The sequence below is a fragment of the Mesorhizobium onobrychidis genome, from assembly GCF_024707545.1.
GTDB classification, from domain to species: domain Bacteria; phylum Pseudomonadota; class Alphaproteobacteria; order Rhizobiales; family Rhizobiaceae; genus Mesorhizobium; species Mesorhizobium onobrychidis.
The window spans coordinates 58,931-78,464 of sequence record NZ_CP062230.1 but is presented as its reverse complement, the minus strand read 5'-3'; the positions used below and the strand labels follow the sequence as shown (position 1 = coordinate 78,464).

Annotated in this window: 17 protein-coding genes and 5 pseudogenes; 7 read left to right on the top strand and 15 right to left on the bottom strand. The window is 59.4% G+C overall.

Annotated elements, in window-relative coordinates; all coding sequences use genetic code 11:
- Nucleotides 1–186 precede the first annotated feature (186 nt).
- A complete protein-coding gene (locus tag IHQ72_RS36340) occupies nt 187–3,201 on the bottom strand; it encodes a trypsin-like peptidase domain-containing protein (RefSeq protein WP_258124296.1) in 3,015 nt (1,004 codons plus the stop codon).
- 625 nt (nt 3,202–3,826) lie between these two features.
- Between IHQ72_RS36340 and IHQ72_RS36335 the strand changes: the two genes are divergently transcribed.
- From IHQ72_RS36335 to IHQ72_RS36320, 4 genes and pseudogenes are all read left to right on the top strand, one after another.
- Nucleotides 3,827–4,291: a hypothetical protein gene (locus IHQ72_RS36335; protein WP_258124294.1), complete on the top strand. Its 465-nt coding sequence runs from the start codon at nt 3,827–3,829 to the stop codon at nt 4,289–4,291.
- Between the two features lie 152 nt (nt 4,292–4,443).
- Nucleotides 4,444–4,801 (top strand): annotated as a pseudogene (locus IHQ72_RS36330) (Y-family DNA polymerase); the annotation flags it as partial.
- 398 nt (nt 4,802–5,199) lie between these two features.
- Nucleotides 5,200–6,024: a hypothetical protein gene (locus tag IHQ72_RS36325; protein WP_258124293.1), complete on the top strand. Its 825-nt coding sequence runs from the start codon at nt 5,200–5,202 to the stop codon at nt 6,022–6,024.
- A gap of 413 nt (nt 6,025–6,437) precedes the next feature.
- A complete protein-coding gene (locus tag IHQ72_RS36320; protein ID WP_258124292.1) occupies nt 6,438–7,106 on the top strand; it encodes a hypothetical protein in 669 nt (222 codons plus the stop codon).
- A gap of 573 nt (nt 7,107–7,679) precedes the next feature.
- Here IHQ72_RS36320 and IHQ72_RS36315 read toward each other — a convergent pair.
- From IHQ72_RS36315 to IHQ72_RS36285, 8 genes and pseudogenes are all read right to left on the bottom strand, one after another.
- Nucleotides 7,680–7,817 (bottom strand): hypothetical protein, encoded by a 138-nt coding sequence (locus IHQ72_RS36315; RefSeq protein WP_258124291.1) that lies wholly within the window; start codon nt 7,815–7,817, stop codon nt 7,680–7,682.
- Nucleotides 7,814–8,332, bottom strand: a complete 519-nt coding sequence (locus tag IHQ72_RS36310) for a hypothetical protein (protein ID WP_258124289.1) — start codon at nt 8,330–8,332, stop codon at nt 7,814–7,816. The genes IHQ72_RS36315 and IHQ72_RS36310 overlap by 4 nt, the downstream gene beginning before the upstream one ends.
- A 21-nt stretch (nt 8,333–8,353) precedes the next feature.
- Nucleotides 8,354–8,938: pseudogene (locus tag IHQ72_RS36305) on the bottom strand (transposase family protein); the annotation flags it as partial.
- A gap of 141 nt (nt 8,939–9,079) precedes the next feature.
- Complete coding sequence (locus IHQ72_RS36300) at nt 9,080–9,889, bottom strand: hypothetical protein (protein WP_258124288.1); 810 nt, start codon at nt 9,887–9,889, stop codon at nt 9,080–9,082.
- A gap of 743 nt (nt 9,890–10,632) precedes the next feature.
- A complete protein-coding gene (locus IHQ72_RS36295; protein WP_258124287.1) occupies nt 10,633–11,151 on the bottom strand; it encodes a hypothetical protein in 519 nt (172 codons plus the stop codon).
- 186 nt (nt 11,152–11,337) lie between these two features.
- Nucleotides 11,338–11,595, bottom strand: a pseudogene (locus tag IHQ72_RS37380) (S8 family serine peptidase); the annotation flags it as partial.
- Nucleotides 11,540–12,358, bottom strand: a pseudogene (locus IHQ72_RS37375) (S8 family peptidase); the annotation flags it as partial. The pseudogenes IHQ72_RS37380 and IHQ72_RS37375, both read right to left, overlap by 56 nt.
- A 631-nt stretch (nt 12,359–12,989) precedes the next feature.
- Nucleotides 12,990–13,550 (bottom strand): ATP-binding protein, encoded by a 561-nt coding sequence (locus IHQ72_RS36285; protein WP_258124285.1) that lies wholly within the window; start codon nt 13,548–13,550, stop codon nt 12,990–12,992.
- A gap of 167 nt (nt 13,551–13,717) precedes the next feature.
- Here IHQ72_RS36285 and IHQ72_RS36280 point away from each other — a divergent pair, with 167 nt between their 5' ends.
- The gene (locus IHQ72_RS36280; protein WP_258124284.1) at nt 13,718–13,879 is read left to right on the top strand and encodes a hypothetical protein; all 162 of its coding nucleotides are present in this window, start codon (nt 13,718–13,720) and stop codon (nt 13,877–13,879) included.
- 68 nt (nt 13,880–13,947) lie between these two features.
- Here IHQ72_RS36280 and IHQ72_RS36275 read toward each other — a convergent pair whose 3' ends face one another.
- Nucleotides 13,948–15,345, bottom strand: coding sequence for a Fic family protein (locus IHQ72_RS36275; RefSeq protein WP_258124282.1), 1,398 nt, complete (start codon nt 15,343–15,345; stop codon nt 13,948–13,950).
- Between the two features lie 364 nt (nt 15,346–15,709).
- Between IHQ72_RS36275 and IHQ72_RS36995 the strand changes: the two are divergent.
- Nucleotides 15,710–15,778, top strand: a pseudogene (locus IHQ72_RS36995) (MarR family transcriptional regulator); the annotation flags it as partial.
- Between the two features lie 377 nt (nt 15,779–16,155).
- Here the strand turns inward: IHQ72_RS36995 and IHQ72_RS36270 are convergent.
- The 4 genes from IHQ72_RS36270 to IHQ72_RS36255 form a co-directional block, all read right to left on the bottom strand.
- A complete protein-coding gene (locus tag IHQ72_RS36270) occupies nt 16,156–16,575 on the bottom strand; it encodes a hypothetical protein (RefSeq protein WP_258124328.1) in 420 nt (139 codons plus the stop codon).
- A gap of 148 nt (nt 16,576–16,723) precedes the next feature.
- Nucleotides 16,724–16,852, bottom strand: coding sequence for a helix-turn-helix domain-containing protein (locus tag IHQ72_RS36265; RefSeq protein ID WP_374120435.1), 129 nt, complete (start codon nt 16,850–16,852; stop codon nt 16,724–16,726).
- A 167-nt stretch (nt 16,853–17,019) separates the two neighbouring features.
- The gene (locus IHQ72_RS36260; protein WP_258124281.1) at nt 17,020–17,457 is read right to left on the bottom strand and encodes a hypothetical protein; all 438 of its coding nucleotides are present in this window, start codon (nt 17,455–17,457) and stop codon (nt 17,020–17,022) included.
- A 69-nt stretch (nt 17,458–17,526) separates the two neighbouring features.
- The gene (locus IHQ72_RS36255) at nt 17,527–17,868 is read right to left on the bottom strand and encodes a hypothetical protein (protein WP_258124280.1); all 342 of its coding nucleotides are present in this window, start codon (nt 17,866–17,868) and stop codon (nt 17,527–17,529) included.
- Nucleotides 17,869–17,974: 106 nt separating this feature from the next.
- Here IHQ72_RS36255 and IHQ72_RS36250 point away from each other — a divergent pair, with 106 nt between their 5' ends.
- Complete coding sequence (locus tag IHQ72_RS36250) at nt 17,975–18,208, top strand: hypothetical protein (protein ID WP_258124279.1); 234 nt, start codon at nt 17,975–17,977, stop codon at nt 18,206–18,208.
- Between the two features lie 592 nt (nt 18,209–18,800).
- Here IHQ72_RS36250 and scpB read toward each other — a convergent pair.
- Nucleotides 18,801–19,532 carry an SMC-Scp complex subunit ScpB gene (scpB, locus tag IHQ72_RS36245; RefSeq protein WP_374120434.1) on the bottom strand — a complete coding sequence of 244 codons (732 nt, stop codon included), beginning with the start codon at nt 19,530–19,532 and terminating at the stop codon, nt 18,801–18,803.
- Nucleotides 19,533–19,534: the final 2 nt, after the last annotated feature.

The following is a 19,534-nucleotide window of genomic DNA, read 5'->3' as shown; positions in this document are numbered from 1 at the left end:
TCATCTTATACCCGCGGTCATAGCGAATTGCTGCGGCAACCCTGACTGCTGATTTTCGACGACGATCGCGGACTGATTGGCGCTCTATTTCGCTATGGCATTCCGGGCATCTCTTCGCCTGTTTTGGAATGCTTCGGCCGAAGGCCGGGCATGGATTCAATGCGGGTTGGGCGTTGACATCGGCCGTCATAGCCTGATGACCCGATTCAGCACCGCCTTGAAGCGGCTCGCGACATTGGCGAATCCGTCCGACGTTCCGTGGATTTCATCCGCCCAACTGTCGACCGGGCCTAGGGCACCCCGCGCATCCACCATATGCACCTTCGTCACGCGGCTATTGCCTGCGACCTTGTCGAACATGTCGTAGAGACGGTCGATAAGGAGTTTGATGATCTCGCGCTGCAGGATCGGATCGACGATGCCCTTCGCTCTCATAGGAGCTCCAAGCCACTTGTCCTGCGCCGCCCAGATAGGATGGCGCGGATCCTCCGCGAAGCCGCCGGGGATTGCGTAATCGTAACCGTGGATCAGGATAGGAAGGTCCCTGTACGTGGGCATAGCGTGGACCGTTGCGATCACTTTGCGATAGGCCGCCTCAAGGTATGAGAACACCGCCTTAGAGGCCTTGGGATCGATATGTGCGCTGGCACCCTTTTTAGGTTGGTATTTCTTGAGCAGCTTGAGAAGAACCGAGTTGCCTTCCGCATCGGCCCCGATAACGTCGTTACCCGCCGCCGAGAGCAGGAAGGCGGAAACCTTGCGCTTCTCCTTACCAAGCCGCCCATCCAGCGCCGCGAGTTCGCGGGCGTACTCAGGATCGCGGTGGATCATGTTGTCTGCCGTGTCGCCGGCGGCCCCGAGACAGCGGACAACGAAATCGCCGTCCAGATGATCGACGACCTCATCGAGGAGCAGGGGAAACTGGAACCAAGAGTCGCCTTCGACCAAGAGGATCGGCTTCGGATCGTTGATCTTAAGCCTCTGCTCGAATCGCTGCTCCCTTCGCCACCGGCAGAAGCTGTTGCCCCAATTGATGGCGCTCTCCACCTCTACGCGGTCGATCTGGTCCATGATGACCTTGTTCGGATTGGGCTCGACGATCGGCGAGAAGGGTGCGTGGTCCCGTGGCGAAACCTGTAGGTACGGTCTTATCCTCGCGTCCGGTATAGACGGATCGCTAAGCATGCGTTTCAACTCTTCGAAGGTAATTTTGCCGGGTAGGCCAAGCGCTGCGGGCGGCCTCCGGGCAAAGCTGGCGTGGAGCTGAATGCTATCCAGCAGCCCGTCGACATCAATCGCCCCCAGCGAGGTGCCAGCAGGTTCCTCCGTGGCTGGCTTATCCCGAAGGGCGAGGCGGATCATGATGGGCCTATGGTCGGACACGGTCTTCACGAAGTCGCCGATTTCCCGGTCGCGCGCGACGACCAAGAACTCGTCGTCCCCGAAGGTGTGCTTGAGGTTCGGCGATAGGAAAATGTTGTCGATGAAGGATTTGTAGGGGCTCTTCAGGTAGGTAAAGGCACCGTCCTGTTCGTCATCGGCGCCCATCGGACGGAAACCCGCATGCTTCAAATGGTTGAGATCCCCGCTCGCGAGTGTCGCGTTCATGTCGCCGCCGAGGATGACGTCCTCGATACCATTCCGCTTCAGTACTTCGAGGGCGCGCCGAAGGATTCCGGAGGCCATGCGTCGACGGAGGCTTCCCTCGGACATGGCTTTAAGGTGCAGCGGAATCACATGTAGCGTGACGGGCGCGGCACCGTAGCGCTTGCCAGTTACGAACCGGAATAGGCCGGGATACCGATCGAAGATCTTGCCGTGCACGGCTTCGAATTCCGAAGCGGCCGGATTGTCGCTGCGCATCTTGAACAGCAACTGGACCTCTTCCGGCCATTCCACCGAGGAGCCGTCCAACACGGCAGTCCGCCAGATCACCGCTGTTGACTGCTTGCCGTCTCCGGCATCCGGTTCCGAGAACGCGCATCCGTAATCTTCTCCGAAGCGCTCCTTGAGCTCCTTGACCAGAGCCCTGACTGCATTGGGCGAGACCTCGGACAGGCCCCAGATGTCGAGCTTCATGTCCGCCAGCACCGCGGCCGCTGCCTCGAGCTTCGGGCCTTCCTGATAGCGCGACGCCAAATGCTCGATATTCCAGAACCCGATGTCGATGTCGGCGTCGTCACTGGTATAGGCGTTGACGACGCGCTCGAGGTCATTGGCCCCCTCAGGCCGTCGGCCAAGCGCGCCGAAGAAGCCGGTAAGCGTGTCGGATCCGCGGATGGCGGAGAGCACCTCCTGGGCGGTTGCGGCATCCGAACCACTGGACTGGGCCTTGGTCTCGAGATCGAGCGCGATGGCCGCGATCTTTATGCCCTCGTTGACGTATTTCGACTTGTGTCCGTTCGGCAGCGTCAGATCCTGCTCGCTCGTGGCATGATGGAGCGCGATCAGGTTGCCCTGCCTGTTAAAGACGGGAGCACCGGACGAGCCGTAGTCGGTGTCCGAGGAGTAGTGGACCACGCGACTGTCGACCTTCAGAATATCGGTGTCGTCGACGGAAGCTTCCTTGAGGCGGCCGTCCGGATGATGGATGACGAAGGCCTGTTCCCCTTCCATCATCGTAAATGAGGAACGTTCGAGGACGATGGTTCCAAATTCAGCCGCGGCGGAAGAGTCGATCCAGACGAAGGTGTAGTCGAGCCCATCTTGCGCAGGACTGGTGATGAAGAGCCGCCGCGGATCCAGCCTGAAGACCTTCTTCGAAGGTGAGACCGTACTCGTGCCCCCGAGCAGCGCTTCCTCGCCGACTTCATAGTCGAACTCCACCAGAGCCTTGCCGGCCACCACATCGCTGTTCAGCACGTGATTGTTCGTGAGGAAGAGGTTCGGAGCCACGAGGAAGCCCGTCCCGCCCCATGCTCCCGGATCGCCGCGAAAGTCGATGCCATCCGTCTGGATTCGAGCGACCGCCCGCCTGCGATCGGCGAGCACCTTCAGGAGCGTAGCGGATATCGTGACGTAGCGGCCGATCGCCCGCTCGAAAGTGACGCCAACCTCACGGACGCCCTTCCATCCGAGCTGCATGCTTTCCGGACTGGTGACGGGCAGTTTCGCCCGGATGTCGGCGAACGATTGTTCGGGCTTGGTGGCAGATGCGAAAGGAATGCCCCGCGGAGCACGCCCAGGAGCCGAGTCAACCATAGCGCCCCTCCCGCTTCGGACAGACTGCGTTCACACCGACGACATTGCTCATCGTCTATGAGAAAGAATAATCCTCAGTGCATTGTATGCATACAATCAGAAACATTTAATTAGTAAAGTTAATTCAATTAAAGTGTGACATACGCGTACTTCGCGCCCTTGAGGCATCTCAATTAGTCGACTCTATCCATCGTCGCCTTTGTGACGCGAAGCAGTCATCCAAGGCTCTGCCTACAAAAGTCGCTTTTGGGTCACGGCCTGCCGTTGGGCGGCCGCGAAGGACAGAGTAGTGAAAGGGCCGGATCTTCTCTTTGGACGGGTTGTGATCGGGCGACCCCGGCACAGGTCGCCGTTTAGTTCCGCACTGCAATCTTATGCGACTTTGACCCTAGGTTGATTGCGAATCTGCCCCCGGTCCGTTCGGATATCAGACCAGGCGGCATGTGAATTCCACGATTGCCGCTCGAGCAGGCGATCATTCCAAAAAATAAGTGCAAGAAGCGCCTCCCCTGGCTTTGCGGCGGGGGATAACCCATCAGTTCACTCTTTGTTCTTTTCTGAAAACGCCGGGCGAGATATAGTCTGGCGTGTCCTTCAACAGATTCCTCAAGGAGGCAGCGCACAGATGACCGTCCAGCCCACCAATTCCATGCTGCAGGGGGACAGGATTCTCAATGAACCGACAATCAGCTGCCCAAGCTGCAAGACGGAAATCAAGCTCAATGAGTCGCTCGCGGCCCCATTGATTGCCGCCACGCGCGAAGAATACGAAATGCGCCTGGCGCAGAGCAACACATCAATGGCTGCCAAAGAAAAGGAGCTTAAGCGCCAACAGGCCGAGATCGCCACCGCCAAAGAGGACATCGGCAACCAGGTGGCTGAGCAAATCAAGCTTGAGCGTGCCGGAATCGCGGTCGAGGAAGCCCGCAAGGCAAAATTGCTGCTTTCGGTCGACCTGGAGGACAAGGACAAGAAGCTTGCCGAGCTGGAGGCGACGTTGAAGGCGCGCGACGAAAAGCTCACCGAAGCCCAGCAGCAACAGGCGGAATTCCCCGAGAAGGTAACCATCGGACTCCTTCGGATGGCGTGAGCAAAAGAAGTCTGCCGCACCTGACGCAAACGTCGTCGGGCGATCGCTGTGGCCTGTCAGACCGCGCGCTCGAAGGCACGGCAGTGAGCGTCGACGTCGGCGCTCGGATGAGAGGCATGTGGAGGTGAGCCGGCACTCGAGGCAGACGAGTCATGGAACACGCAGTCACAAGCGAAGCTGCCGGGGCTGAGAGGGCTGCGCTGCAGCGCAAGATCATCCATGTGGACATGGACGCGTTTACGCTTCGGTAGAGCAGCGCGACAACCGGAGCTGCGGGGCAAACCGGTCGCCGTCGGGCACGCCCTCGAACGTGGCGTGGTCGCAGCTGTGAGCTGTGAGGCTCGCAAGTTCGGCGTTCACTCGGCGATGCCCTCAGTGACGGCGAGGCGCAAATGCCCTGATCTGATTTTCGTCAAACCCCCGTTCGACGTCTACAAGGCGGTCTCGCAGCAAATCCGGGAGATCTTCGCCGAGCACACGCCGCTGATAGAACCGCTTTCGCTGGACGAGCAACAGATGAGTCCCTTGGGCGTGAGCTTTCCCTAGGTAGTGGGTCAGTTTGAATTTGTGGGCGGTTTATAATTTAGCAGGCCCAGGATAAGAGCAGAGACGAAAATGCCGATGAAATAGGAGTTGGCTTCTTTTGGAAGGGGAGCGTCTGCGGCGAACTCCCATACGAGCAAGCTGGCGCTGCCTGCCACGATTGCTACAAGGGTCGATATCGCTTTGACGGGTAGTGTCGTCGATCGGACGACAAAGGTCCACACAAGCCAGCCGATCGTCAATCCGAGGGTACCCGTCCCGGCGACTGTCCACCAATTCGTCATCGCACGTATGCTCGCATCTCGGCCGTCCAGCGTGTATGCTTACTGGCAAGTAGGAACCATACCACAACATGCCAACCGGAGTTGTTCAATTACTTTCCTGAAGACGAGCAGTTTTATGTCGACATTACGGGGTCGGAACAGAGGGGACGTCTCGTCCACAAGGTGTATGTGGCATTCAACAGAGACCTCCGATTGTTCGTCGAGGAAAGGCTCATGTCACCTACATTGGCGCGCGAAGAGATACAGCGTATCAACGATGCCGTTTTCCGCTCCATCGTGGAAGTCGTCGCCGATGTCTTCGTCGCGGGCGGTGCCCAGGTAGTGGCAAGCCGCATCGCCGCCTCGGCCGCGGCGACCGCGGAGGCCGCGCTGAAAAGCTTCAGGGACAAGCGCAGCCTCTTCTCCCTTTCGATGCGCCGAGGGGTTCCCACTATCGTCGTGTTCCGGGGTACGACGATTCGCTGGAGGTGGGGAGATGTCGCCGACCTCGTCCACGACCTCGGGCAGGGCATCTACTTCAGTTCCTCCGACGAAGTCGCTGCGATGTACGCGAAACTGAAGAGGGAAGGGGCGGACACCCAGATCGTTCTCATAGCCGAGCTGACCCAGCAGGAGCTAGGGAAGGTCCTTGACCTGACCGAAGGAGCGATGGGCAGGCGGTGGGACGAGTACATCAGGCCGATCATGGAGAAGAACGGCAAGAACTGGTTCGTGAACGAGAATTACTATGAACGGACACTCCTGCCCTTCCTCGACATGCTCGGCGCGCAAGTCGACGACTTCGACACCATCATCGGCCACGAGTACATCCGCGGCGGGAAGCAGTACAAATTCCGTCGTGGGACGAAGGTCCACGACAAAGTTGTCATGGAGGCCCAAGAAAGCTTGCTAAAGGACATGCCGTGACGCACTGCCCACAGCCTGCAGAGGCGGCAGCAAGATCGCTCGCGTTGCCACTTTACGCCAGCCCTCCTGCATGCGCCTCGTCGCTCTCTGGACTTGGCCGGATTTCGATCCTTATCGGCTTCTTCCGGGCGAAATGCGAACCATGGCATTGAATAGGCGGCAACCGAGAACGACGGGATTCGAGGAAATCAGCCCGAAAAGCTCAAACGATGCGTAGAGAACCCCGAGGAATCGTTCAAGCGGAGCACGCTAGGAGATGGCAGCGACCATTTTACGAAGGAAGGTGAGAAATTCTGAACAAGCTTTTCCGATGTGAATGACGATCCAAGGCTACTCGGGCACCATCCGCGGGTATGACAGAGGTATTCGCAGAGCAGGGCGCGGGGAGACCATTCAACAGGGAGTGCGAAATCATGAAGCCCAGCACAGAAATCTTGCAGCCCAGCGTAGAAATCCGATGGTTCCATTCCGGGCCGATACCTGGGACAGTATCAGAGTGGTTTCGGCGGCAGCCTTCGATCAAGAAAGAAGATTTGCGGACCGACACTTACTTGGTTCTTCCGGGGTCAAAAAGGGTTGGGGTCAAGCTGCGTCAGGGCCGCTTCGAGGTCAAAGCCGAACGCGACCCGCCGCGGGAGGTCACATTCAAAAACGACGTTGCGGGCTACACCGACGCCTGGATCAAATTCTCTCTTGAGGATACTGCAGTCGCTGCACTCGAGAGCGCAATCATCGCGAGCGGCGCACCTCTCTTCTACATCGACAAGGATCGCAGCCTGCAGCGTTACTCCTTTGACAAGGGGAGACCGGAACCAGTCGAATCCAAAGAACCTCTCCCCAATGAGGGTTGTCTGTTCGAGCTGACGGCCCTGGATTACGGAAAGCACAAGTTTTGGACCCTTGGCTTTGAGGCTTTCGGTGCCGTCGACCGACAGAGTGCATACGTTTTCGAGACGGCCGAGCACATCTTTGCCGCCGAGGATTGTCCAAGTCCGCTTCGACTAGAAGCATCATTCTCCTATCCGGTATGGTTGATGTCGCTGCCCCCTGTCGAAAACGTCACCAATGCTGCTGGCTACTAGTGCTTTCCCGAGTTTGAGTGAACGGGATTCCGGTTGGGAAGAAGAGTCGCTCGCTCTAAGCGCCTGGCTGTTGAAATAAGCGTCGGCGCTTTGTCTCAACTGCCACACCTGTCGGTGTATCGGTCGAAATCCTGGCCATGAGCGTGCTCGCGCGTCCCGGTCGCGGCTTCGGCTGCAGTTCAGCCGCCGCTTTTTGAGGTGGCGTTTGCTCGGCGCGCCGCTTGGTGCGTGCTCGCGGTCGCGCCTTGGCTGACCCCGCTTCCGTCTCAGACACTTCGCCGTAGAGCCAGACACGGTGACGCGTCAACGTGCGGCTGGGCGCAGTCCCACAGCCAGCACAGTGCCAGGAGCTCACCATAGTCCAGGGTCAACCGCCGCACCTTGCTCGTCAATTCCGCAAGTGCCGTCATCGCTTCGACCGTTTTCGGAACGGGCCATCGCCAGGGAACCGCAGCGGCGGAGCCAGGTCCCGTCCCGCGAGTTGCGGGCATTGATCGAAGTGCATAAGGCAACGTACGGCGTTCGGTAGGGCCATCCACGAAACGGGCAGTGACGGCCGCGACTGTGCCAAGGCTAGCGGGCTGAAGAAAAAGCGCTGGTGGCTGTTTTGATGGTACCGAACCGGTTTCCGTCCAGCCGCTTGCTGTGGTAGTCGGCAATCCACGAAAGCAATCTCTTAATCTGCCCTGTCGTGACCGTTTCATCGGTCATTTCGAGGTAACGCGCCTGAGCGACACGCCGGGGCCGAAGGTTTCAGCAAGGTCGGCCGGATCGACCTTCCGTACGGTGGTCGGGTCGGCAATGTCGGTGAAGGTCACAAGCAGCGGATAGCGCTCGTGCGGCACGTTGCGGATGCCGCGCATGGTTTCCAGCGCCGCGGCCTGCCTCTCCCGATCTTTGTCGTCCGCCGGGAAGAAGGTGTAGTAGGGTATTTGCTCGGTGCCGTTGTCGAGCAGGGGGAACAGATATCTGCCGGGCGCGATCTCGACAACGGATGCCTCGCCGGCCGCGACGCGGCCGCCCATGCCGCCGGCACCCTGACCGGGAGCCCATTTGGGCGTCGTTCCGACCTCGATTCTGACGACGCTGCCATTCGTGACGACGCCCTGTGGGGTTTCGACTTCGAGAATGAGACGCTGGTTCCAGTTCCAGCTCTTGAAGCCGAGCGCATCGCTCGACGTCCATTCACGTCTCAATGCACTAGGAGCGGCCGACGCCGCTCTCACCCCTCTCCGGACCTCCGACTAGTCGGTGAGCACGGTGTGGATCTTGTAGGGCACGGTTTCGATCAGGGCTTTGAGAAAGGAAACGGCGGTCCTGACGTTTGCGCTCTCATGCTGAGCGAAGGCGAACTTCGAAGTCCGGTCCACGGCCACGAACAGGTGGAGCTTGCCTTCCCCGGTCCTCACCTCGGCGATGTCGATGTGGAAGTAACCGATGGGATATTGCTTGAACGGTCGCCTGGCCGGCTTGTCGCCGGCGATCTCCGGCAGGCGGCTGACGCCGTGTCGCTGAAAGCAGCGGTGCAGCGATGAGCGGGTGAGATGCGGGATTGTCGCCTGAAGGGCATAGAGGCGGTCGTCCAGCGGCAGGAGCGTGTGCTTGCGGAACGCCACGACCGCAGCTTCCTCCTCGGCGCTCAGCACCGAAGAACGAGGGTCCTTCGGTCCCATCGGCGCATCATGCACGAAGCTGCGCTTGCGCCACTTGGCGACCGTTTTGGGATTCAGCCCGTGCCGGGCGGCGAGTTCTTTGAGCGAAGCCTTCGATCGCTGTATCGCAGTTCGGACTGCGTGCGTGGTCGCGGCGCTGCCGTGAAGTATCTGTCCCATAGCCCCTCCCGGAATGCAGGACCAGATAAACTGATTCCCCCACACTCCGGGACTGAACAACTAGGGCCATGAGCTGCTCTCTTGGCCAAATGCGGCGGCCCTTCGGATTATCGGCTGCAAGCAATAGGACAAGAGTTGGGCCTATTCTACGATAGTAAGCGCACTCGTTTGTGTTTGTATCGTCTGACGAGACCCTAGTTCATCTGTCAAGCGTGTTCGAAAACTGCTCAGAACAAACTGGAAGATCACCCAAGCCCTTTCCTGAGCAGTGAAGCCGTTGGCATCCCCGGAATTTTTCTTCCAGTCAACAACGGCTGCTCGGATATCTTCCAGTGTGGGAGACACTTCGCGTGGATTTTCAGGCAGACGAAGCGTTTCACGACGAATTTGCTTTAGCACCTCGACAGGAGGCTTTTCGCTGGCATATAATTTATCGTCAATTGGGCGCTTCAATTCGAGCGACCTGAGGATCGCGAAATTTAGCGTTTCCTGCACCAAAAAGTAATGGTTTTTGGCGCTTTCTGAGAGCAGCCAGCCTTGTTTGAAGTACCAGTCTCTCAATTTTTTCGAAAGCGCGACTTGGTTGACTTCATCGCTTTGCCCGAAAAGATTTACAGCGCCAGTAAGCTCCCAAATTGAACCGTAGCTTTCTCCACGGCGTCTCAAACGCTCAGCTTCCAGCCGTTCCGCTCTGGCAAGGTATGCCTTCAGATTCTCCATGCGCCTATCAGCCTGCTCTTTTATGGCAGCTAGCTTCTCGCCCTGCTCGCGCTCTAGAGTGTTTTGCTTGGTTTTATATTCATCCTCGATGGCTGCCTTGGCCCTCGCAAGCTCAACATCCATCGATTTCTGAAAAAACCCGCTTATCACCATTTTAGCAAGGTATGTTAGCGCGGCTACAACAAATGCTGCGGTGAGGAGGGTGGTAAAAACTTCTTTAACGACCGTCATATTGAGCGTCCTCACAAGGGGCGCTACCGACAACGCGGGATGTGCGTCACCATACACTATAACGAGAAGTGGTGCCATACAAAGCCTAGTCGCGGAGGTCGACTTCTCGAAGAAGCAACGACCGTTTTTGGGGCCGACAGCAGACCGGCAGCTTCGGGCTGCGAATATTCAAGAGCGGCCATTCAGGTTGGTGTGGGCATCGTCGTGACCTGACCGAGGTTGTGTGAAAACGCGATTGCAGATTGCGTATGACGGCCACTGTTTGAGCATGGCAGCGATGAGGCTGCTGGCGGTCGGGGGCGTGATCAGGCGGCGATTGCCGTCATCAGTGGCTTGACGCCGAAGATGTTGATCATGCGTTTCATGTTGTAGGCGAGTACCTGCAAGCTCATCTCGGTTTTGACGTTTTCGAGGGTCCTGGAAGATTTTTCCTGATCCTTTTCGGACCCTCGCAATTAAGGAAGACAGCTCTGTCAGGCTCTCCGGAGTCACGCGCCGCAAGGCGCCATTGGAGATCCGATTCCCTGATCTGCAGGGGAAATAATTCAAAGAGATGCGGGTCCCGGGCCGACTGGGCCTCTTGCTTGAGCGACCCGTACGCCGGGCGGCAGCTTCCAACTGCCATGGCTGGTCCCACTGGCGCAGCGTGGCGGCAATCGGGCTGTCATTTTGCTGCGCTTTGGAGCGGCCATGATGACAACCTCCTATTTCCACCAATGTGTGCGCACAGCTGACTCAAATCCTTAGACGACGGCTTGCGCCACGTTGAGCGCCTCGATCGCCGACTGAACCTCTGCGTAAAGATCCGCCTCGGTCTCGCTCGCATCGATCTCAACCACCAAGGCAAACCGAACGGATCGTTCTTGTGGATCCGCAATCGCTCTTGTCTTCCACCAGCCGGCAACGGGATGGACGGCAAGGATGTTGCGGCGAGCGAGATCCGATGCGAGACAGGCAAGCTGATCAATTTGCAACGATCCGACGTCGCGACGATTGCGCCCGAATATCCAGCCATCGTCCTCGTCGACGGTCTCCTCCTCGGTCTGCTCAGCGACCTTGCTGATACGTGCGATGAAAGCTGCTCTGTTTTCGTTTGGCCGATTAAGCTTGAAGCGCAGATTGTGCGAAGCATAACGGAACTTTGAGCCGCGCGCCGGCTCCGATGGATTGGGCGCGATGAAGGTGCTCAGAGCGACCCTTAGAGTGACAGGGCTGTTGACGAGCTTACGCAATGCCTCCACAGGCCACGGCAGTTCGAACAACCTCATCTCGTTGTGGACATGATCAGCGCCGCCGCTGTCGCTCAAGCGATATGGCGTAATCGTATCCTGTACGATCAGCGTCAGCGCATTCGAAGCGCTGCGGCGAGCCCGCTCCATGTCGGGAAGCCCAAAACCATAGCGTTTGAACAGCGGACCGAAATGCCCCTTTGCGGGATTTGCGGGAAGATGGGTGAGCATTTGCTGGGTCCAACGAGCAGACGATACAAAGATTGCCCGGATCGTTTCCGGCCATAGCGCAGGATAGTCCGACCATAGGTCTGTGATCGCCCGAGCAGCAAGGGCGGTGGCGCCACTTGGTTTCCCCGCAGGTGGTGAACGCTCGGTTGGGGAAAGTATGATCCGTGGTGAGAAGGGACAATGCAGAATGCTGCATCGGTGGCGGAGGTCCGTTAACCACCCAGTTGCCGCCCTCGAACACGACATCTGGCTTCAGTGGCCAATGCGAGGACCAGCTTGCGGTTCGAGATGACGGTGCAAGGTCGCCGACTGGTGCAAGTGGGGCTCCCGCTTCGCCGGCCGGAAGGACGTTCTTCTCGGTGTACGCGCCCACACAAATGGCATTCCAGGCCTGAGCTGGCGATTCAATTTCGTTGTCCGGATGATCGCAAACCGCAAGGTAGTCCGCGTTGCCGAACATATTCTGGACCGTGTTCCCGGCCGAGATCACCATCAGCCTCTGGGACTTTTTGATTCCCGAGACACCAGCCGTCAGCTGATCAATTTCGCTGGACCATGAAGTGGGAGCGCCATCATGAGGAGTATCCTCCTCCGTTGTGCTTGCCATGGCGAAGGTACGGCGCCGATCGCCGGTCGCTTCCGCGGCATTGATTCCCGCGCGAGTCAAAGTTCCAAGCAGGTGATGAGGATTGTGTCCCGCATCTGGAATGATCTTTGCCGACTCCAGTCGGTGCCGAATTTCTATCGGCAGCATCGTTTGTAACGCGACGGTCAGGTCGCCATAGAGCGCCAAGCCGGCAAGTTGCGTGCCATGGCCGACGAAGTCCGTCACATCCCAAGCAGGATCTGCGGCATGCCTATCGTCCGCATTGAGAGCCGGCCCGATGAGCGGATGGGCACGGCTGACGCCTCTGTCGAGCAGCGTGACATAGCTGGGGTCGTCAGAGGCATCGAATGTGGTCCGTCCCGATAAGTTGTCGAGCCAATTAGCCTGTTCCTCGATCGGCATCGCATCGAAATAGTCGGCGGTTATCGAGGGAGCTGCTAGAGCACGAACGCCACCGAGACGCCTCACCGCCAACGCAAGCGCCTCTCTTGTGGCGGTCGCTATGGCTACTATGTCTTCGGGAAACTCGAGCCGATCCGCACCGACCGCGACCCCATACTCGGGAGCGATTCCGATAAATCCGGCAGCCTGTGTCTTGTCTAGCCACAATTCCCATGGAACCGCGACATCGCCTGGCGGGAACTTTGCAGGCGGGCTCCGCCACAACGCGCGAAGTCCCGCCTCAACGATGGCGCCGATGCTTTGCACGAGATCGGCAATGTAGGGACGCCCCTCCGTGCCATCCTTCTTCGTGCGGTTCTTCTGTGCGAAATCCTCAATTTTACGGCGTAGCTTGGCCACACCATCGCCAGTCGCAAAGACAGTTGCTCGTGGCGGTTGGTTGGCAGCGGGTTGGGCAGGCTCGAAACGCAGAAGCGTCAGATCACTTGCGTTGAGGCCGGTGGTAACCATGACCTCGCCGGTTCTTCCGGCGACCTCGAGATAGACGCCTGCAGCTCCTTCGGCTTTTACATCGGGGAGATGATCGATTGCCTGCAGCAGCGCCTGAGCGTGACCAGCACGATCGGCAACGTCACTTGGATGCTTTGTTAACGGCTGGCCTTTTGGCTTGAACTTTTCGGATTTTGACAGAGCGTTGAGAATGAAATGTTGTCGGTCCCTCGGCATACGTTCCCGCCCCTATGCTATGCAGCGACCGGCGGCGTTCGAGGGACGCGACCACTGCAGCGGTCCTGATCTCGCTTGAGTTGCCCAAAACCGCCCGTCTCGCGGCATCTTCCCCTGCAGCGACAACATCGGCCGTGGACAGACCCTCGGCGTGTTGCACCACATCCCTCCAGTCGACAGTGCCGACATCAAAGCCTCGCAGCCGACGGCGCATCGCCTTCTCGATCGCCTCGGCATTCGGCAATTGATAAGGCAGCACCAGGTCGAAGCGGCGCAGAACGGCCCGGTCAAGAATTTCCGGGAGATTCGTGGTCGCAACCACAATCGACGGGCCTGTGTTCTCATCAAGAAACTGCAGGAACGAATTCAGGATTCGACGCGCCTCACCAATATCGTTGTCCGCCCCTCGCGACGCCGCAAGCGCATCAATCTCGTCGAACAGGTAGACGCCGCGGTGTGTCCGCACTTCCTCTTTCGTTCATGAATTCCGGACACCTAAGCACTACTCTTGTAATGACCCCTATCTACGGCATCCCGAGGGGACGCGCTCCGGGAAGCCGGCCCGTCCGTCTCACCGATCAACGGCGTCGTCGCCGCCCTCGCGGCAACGGAATTCATGGTCGCCGTGACGGCATGAGAGAATCTCAGCGGCTGATCAACTACTACGGCCACGTTCCCAGGCTGACGACCGCAAAGCCGAAGCCGGACTGCTATTGCAGCCGCGGCAAGCCCGAAGATGCCGATGCCGAGCGTTTTCTCAGGATGCCGCATCTGCGGGAACGTCGGAAGCGGTGATGGCCGACGGGGAGCACAAGGCGGCAATCATCTGCGTCCTGTGATCAGGATGATCATCTCGAAGACGCTCACCTGCTCCAGGCGTCCTGCCACGCCGCGAACTCGGACGGCCTGATCTGGTAACGCGCAAAGTTTCCTTCGTGCAGGCTCAGAAGTTCGTTCTCGGCAGTCTCCTGAAACCGCTCTCGGTCCCCCGGTTCTATATGCTCGCGCGTCCATGTGCCGACATGGGCTGTCGCCTGCTTCTTGTCCATGCGCTCGCGAATGACCGTGCCGACAACCTCGCGCAGCGCCGCCCGGTGGCGCAGCCGGAAAGGATCTGGCTCCCCCAACGACTGCCTCACCGCCGCATAGCGGGCGGCGGAGCGCTCGTAAGCCCAGATGAACACGTCGCGCAGCAATTCGGTTCGGTTCAGCTCGTACACTCCGAGCACGGCATCGGTGTAGGTTTCGCGCGGCACGCCATCGAACGACAGGGGCGAGAGATTGCCCTTGATCAGCGGGATGTTTGCCGACAGGCGCGACACCCGCTTGTTCACGTCGTCGAACGGCTGCAAGTACGGAAGCTGCACCATCACGAAGAAGGCCCGCTCGAAGGGATCGGCTATCGCGGAGGCTGTAGCGAGAATCTGGTCGAAACACTCCTCGATGATTGGCGGCACCTCCAGCGGATGAAAGACCGAGCGTTCGATGCCAACGGCGATATGGCGGAGCCTGCCCGCCGCATCGGGATCGGCAAGCAGGTTGTTAGCAAGCAGCGCGTGAAGGTTGAGGATCGTGTAGCGGTTAAAGCCGATTTCCTTGGCCGTGCCGACAAGAAACTCGATCGCGTCCTTGTGGTTGAGGATCATCTGCGCTTCCAGACGTTCCTTGCCTTCCGCCTCTTCTCCCAGATCGATCAGTCGCTTGGTGTCGATCAGCGAATAGGTGTTGCCCTCAAGGCGGCTTGAGTTCCAGGACAGGTCGATCAGCAGCCTGTTCAAAATCTGCTTCGCATAGGTGCCGGCAGGCTGTTCGGCGATTTTCGGCGTGCCGACTTCCTGAAGGTGCTTACGTTCGGTCGGCGACAGATAGAAGCTCTCGTTGGGGCGGTATGAATCGAGAAACGCGCGATCATAGCCGACCGGCTTGCGCGCCTCCGGCGGCCTGCGGACATACTCCTGTATGTCGGCGCCGGACCTGGAGAGCGGCAGCAAGGCTTCACCCACGCCTCTGGCTTCGGTTCTACCTGCGGCCATGCCCACCGCCTCGACGATGCGGGGCACGCGATAACGCGCCCAGCGGCCTTGGCCCTCCATGACCAAGCGCTTGCTGTCGACAAGGTGCCTGAGGCGATATTGCAGGGTCCTGCGCGGCGGGGCGGATGGGAGCGCATCGGCGATCTGCTGTGCAGTCATTCCCTCGGGATGGTTTCGCACGGCGGCCTCGATTGCCTGCAAATCCTCTGTCTGAATGAGCCGTACCACCTGACCTCACTTTGTTGCGCGTAAACCGCGCAGGTTGCGCGTAACCCTCTATGCGCAATTAAACCACATCTACGCGCAACTTTCAAAGCTATGCGCAACAATAATTGCGCATAGGGCTCCCTCTGTTGCGCGTATCGTCCAGGCGCAGGATTGGCGCGGCTTGAACGCCACACTCAAAGCATCTCGGAAAGACGCGTCCTGATGTAATTATGTATTTCCCTGCCAAGCCCAAGCTGTGAAATCGCACCGAACAGTGACCCCGAGCACCGGAACGCTCAAGTGCCTGATCCAGCTGCTCTTTCCGGGTTTTTCAAAGGGTCACGATAGGCGCCTTCCGAGACCCTGGCCAACACTCGTCTTCGCAATGCGCCCAAGCCTCCTCGCGGAGCGTGCTGGAATAAGCAAGCAGGCGATGAACCAGCTGCTCCGGAGCCTTGAAGGATACGGCTATATCGAGCGGTCCGACTCACCTGACGAGGAGCGCGCGCGCTGTCCACTTAACGGAACGTGGACGCTCAGCCTACGCGAAAGTCCACGACACCCTCCGCGACATCGAACGCGAATGGCGCGCCGAGCTTGGGCGGGCTCGATTCGCCAAGCTCAAGGAGCTGCTCTTCCAAGTCTGGGACAGCCAGTTGATTCGTTAGCCCGGGTAGACACAACGACGCATCCACATCCGAGTGACCGCATCGGGCCGCGAAACCGATTGCCCCTTCTCTTACGAAGGTCTGCATTGTCCGCATTGCAACCGTCGCTCCGCAGGGCCAGTCATCGGAACCATCCTGACACCAGACGCTTGATACCTCAACTTCAGCCGCTGACCTCGATGTCGTTATCCGCGCACCAAGTCTTCAACGCTTCTTCCGTGGCTTTTTGCCCGAAGTCGTACCATCGATCAACGGCGCCCCTGTGCTCCAACAGATCCTTGAAGCGGGCATAGGCACCCGCCCGGCTGAAGATCTCCCGAACCTTATCGCAATCGTCGGGCAGGTGGTGGCGCGCGAATATCAGCACCAGCGGCTTGCCGAGATCGAGTTCTCGCTTGTCCGGGATGGGGATATATCTCCCGCTGTCCTCGACGTCGTCAGGCAGTTCTTCAACATCGTCCGCCCAGTCGGAATGCCAGTAGATCTTGCCTGTCTCCTTGCCCAGATAGGCCGTATTTTCGCCGCCTCCGCCGGAGCTCACGAATTCGAACGCCTCCAGAAGCTCGCTGAAGTTGACTGCCATTCCCATCTCGCTGCGCATGAGCCTGTCGGCGCCGTATACAACCCGACCTAATCGGGCGCAAATGTGGAAGTCTCCCACAGCCCCAAAAGCTGGCCGCAGCACGGCCGAGATCGGTGGCGAGGCAAGCACCGCCGCACGGACAGGAGTATTAAACGATTCCCCACGCCCGGTAGCGTCCCCGGCCAGTCACCTCGCGGACGGCCAGCTCGGCGACCAGGTCGAGCGCCGCGCGCTGGCTGATTTTTAGCTCGGCCGACAGCCCCGGCCGCGCCAGCACCAGACCTTGAGCGTTCGGGGGCTTGTCGCTCGATACTGCTTCGGCCTGACAGCTCCATGCTTCGGCGGGGGCGTTCAGCCGATCGAATACGCCACCGTTGTTATTTACGGCGATCCGCCGGCCCAGGCGAGCCGCTTCAACAATGATCCTGCGAAATGGCGCCGGCTTTATCCGACGAACGCCTCGCGCAAGCGAGCGAACATGCCGGGCTGTCTCCCGTTAAGCGCTGCACGGATGTGACGGGCGGCCGTTGCCGCGTTGACCGTCGCGCCGAAATGGCAATAGCAGATGACCTCGTGCAATTGCCTGTCGGTCAGTTCGAAGAATCGCTTCGCTTCGCCGTAGCTGTCGTTTTCCAACCCGGCGGCGCGGAGGACCGGATCCTCGAAAGCGACCGAGATCGGCGAGCTGTCGCCGCGCATGGCCACGCGTGCTCTAACCGGCTGATACTCGGTCTGGAGCAGCGTCGAGAGGCGCCGGTCAGGCTTCCGTTCTAGGAGCTCCGCCCAGCGTTCAAGACGTTCGCTGCGCGACATGGCCTGGCGCGGGTAGGCCTGATCGATCTCGGCGACGATCTGCAGTTGCTCGATCGTCTGGTGTTTCATTTTGACCTCCTATTCGGACGATAGTTGGTCCCACCCATTTCCGACCTATACCCAACTCATACCTAGGGGTCAGCGTGACTCCAACGGATGGTGAAGTCCAATCACGATGATGCCCGGCAGGGCTTCGCTCACGAAAACGTGGAGGCGTCGCAAGGGTCCGGCCAGTTCAATTGGCGAATGCGTGGAAAATGTGTAGCTGTCGTCGATGTCGAACTCGAGGCCGTTCCCGTCGAGGTGATCGACGGGAAGACTATGTGGCAGGCTGCGCTTGGCGATCCCCTGTGGCGGCGTGCGACTGAGGCGGCGCGCAAACGAGCATCGATACCGCCTAGCCCGGTCCGCCACGGACGCCGGAGCGGTGGTCGATTTCCGAAAAGCAGCCGCTTTAAGAATCCGCAGACGCGTGATCATGACGGGGATCAGCCGTATGTGGTCGGACCTTGTTACGCTTGACGCCGCTGCGCTCCCAGTCAAACGGGTGTAATATTCGGCCTTCTGGGAGGCACGGGAGGCAGCTATGGCAAAACTAACCGGCAGTTCAGCCGAGATGGAGGAGCAAGCACGCAAGCTTTCCGACGAAGAGTTGACCGAGCTTGCTTACCTCAACGACACCCCGCCTGCCTTCAAGGCACGGGCGGAGCTTCAGAGGCGGAATACCGAATTCAACACCCAGACACTCTTCTGGGCGCGGCTCGCCGGGGTCGCCGCTGTGGCTGCGTTGGTCATGGCAATCATCGGGGCGCTGACCTAGCCCCTTGGTCCGAACGGGAGGAACCAAAGCCATGATTTGGATGAACGTCTTCGATCGTGTCGTGGATGCGCATATGTCGGGCGCGGTCACGGTGATGATCTGGGAGATGGACGGCCAAACGGTCCAGGAAAGGCACGAGGCACAACGCCGTCTGCGGCCTGGGAACTCTCTGGCACCATTTCTCTGGGTCGCACGAGGCGCGGCATCCGCAATCTGCCGCGCGCCGATCGCTCTCATTGTTGTGGCGCGGGCGGCGGTGTGCCGCCGAACCAACCAGCCGCATATGCAATCACGATCAACACCACGATCACGGCTGCCACGCCGTACCAGAGGCGCCTGTCGTTGAAATCCATTGTTATCTCCTGTTATCACGCCACATGGTGGCCACTGGGTGAATTCTTTGAGATTTTGGCCGTCATGTCCCAGATGAGCGACCCATTTGCCCTCCGGTAGGTAGAGAGTAGGCTGGATAAGGGTCTTTGAGAAGCGCGCTGACGGTACGCGCGGGACGGCAGCGGCGCGGCTTTGCGTGAGGCCGGCCCCTTGCTCTTCCGGGGGCATCTTCGCGAGATCGCTATGCTTGGCCTGTATGTCAATCATCGCCAATTCCTTCCTGATGATCGCCGCCGAAAATTCCGAGTGCCCCTGGAACATCCGCGAGCAGCTTGGCCTTGTTAAGCAGGCCAGCATCCTCGAGCTTTTCCACGTCGGGCAGGTCGCGCAGCGTGTCGAAGCCGAAGTGGGCCAGGAATGTCTTCGTGGTCACATAGGTGTAGGGCGCTCCCGGGGTCGGGCTGCGCGGCCCCGAGGCAATGAATCCGGCTCCGCGCAGATTGGCGATCAGGTCGCGGCTGATCTCACGGCCGAAGAAAGCCGAAAGTTCGCCGCGGGTGATTGGTTGGAAATAGGCGATCGTCATCAGCACCAGCGCTTCCGACTGCGATTGATCAATGGTCTGGTCAGTTGTGCCCGAAGCAGCACGAATGGCATCGGCGTAGGCAGGCCGCGTCCGGTGCTGCCAGCCGCCAGCGACCGGCACCAGCTCATAGGGCCTGCCGCGCAGCTCTTCGCGGATGTCGTCGATGAGATTGCAGCCTTTGCCGACAATTTTCGCCAACGTCTCACGCGACACCGGCGCAGCGGCTGCGAAGACCACGGCCTCGACGCGCCCGATCCATTCGCGCCATCGCATGTCAGGCGGCAGATGATCGAGCTCACGATCAAACAAATGGTCATTTGAACGGCGGTCGCCTTGTCGGTGGCCATCTGGCCGGCCTCTGCCTGCTTTTGTTTTTCCCGTCGTGGTGCCTGCTGCCTCCACCATCG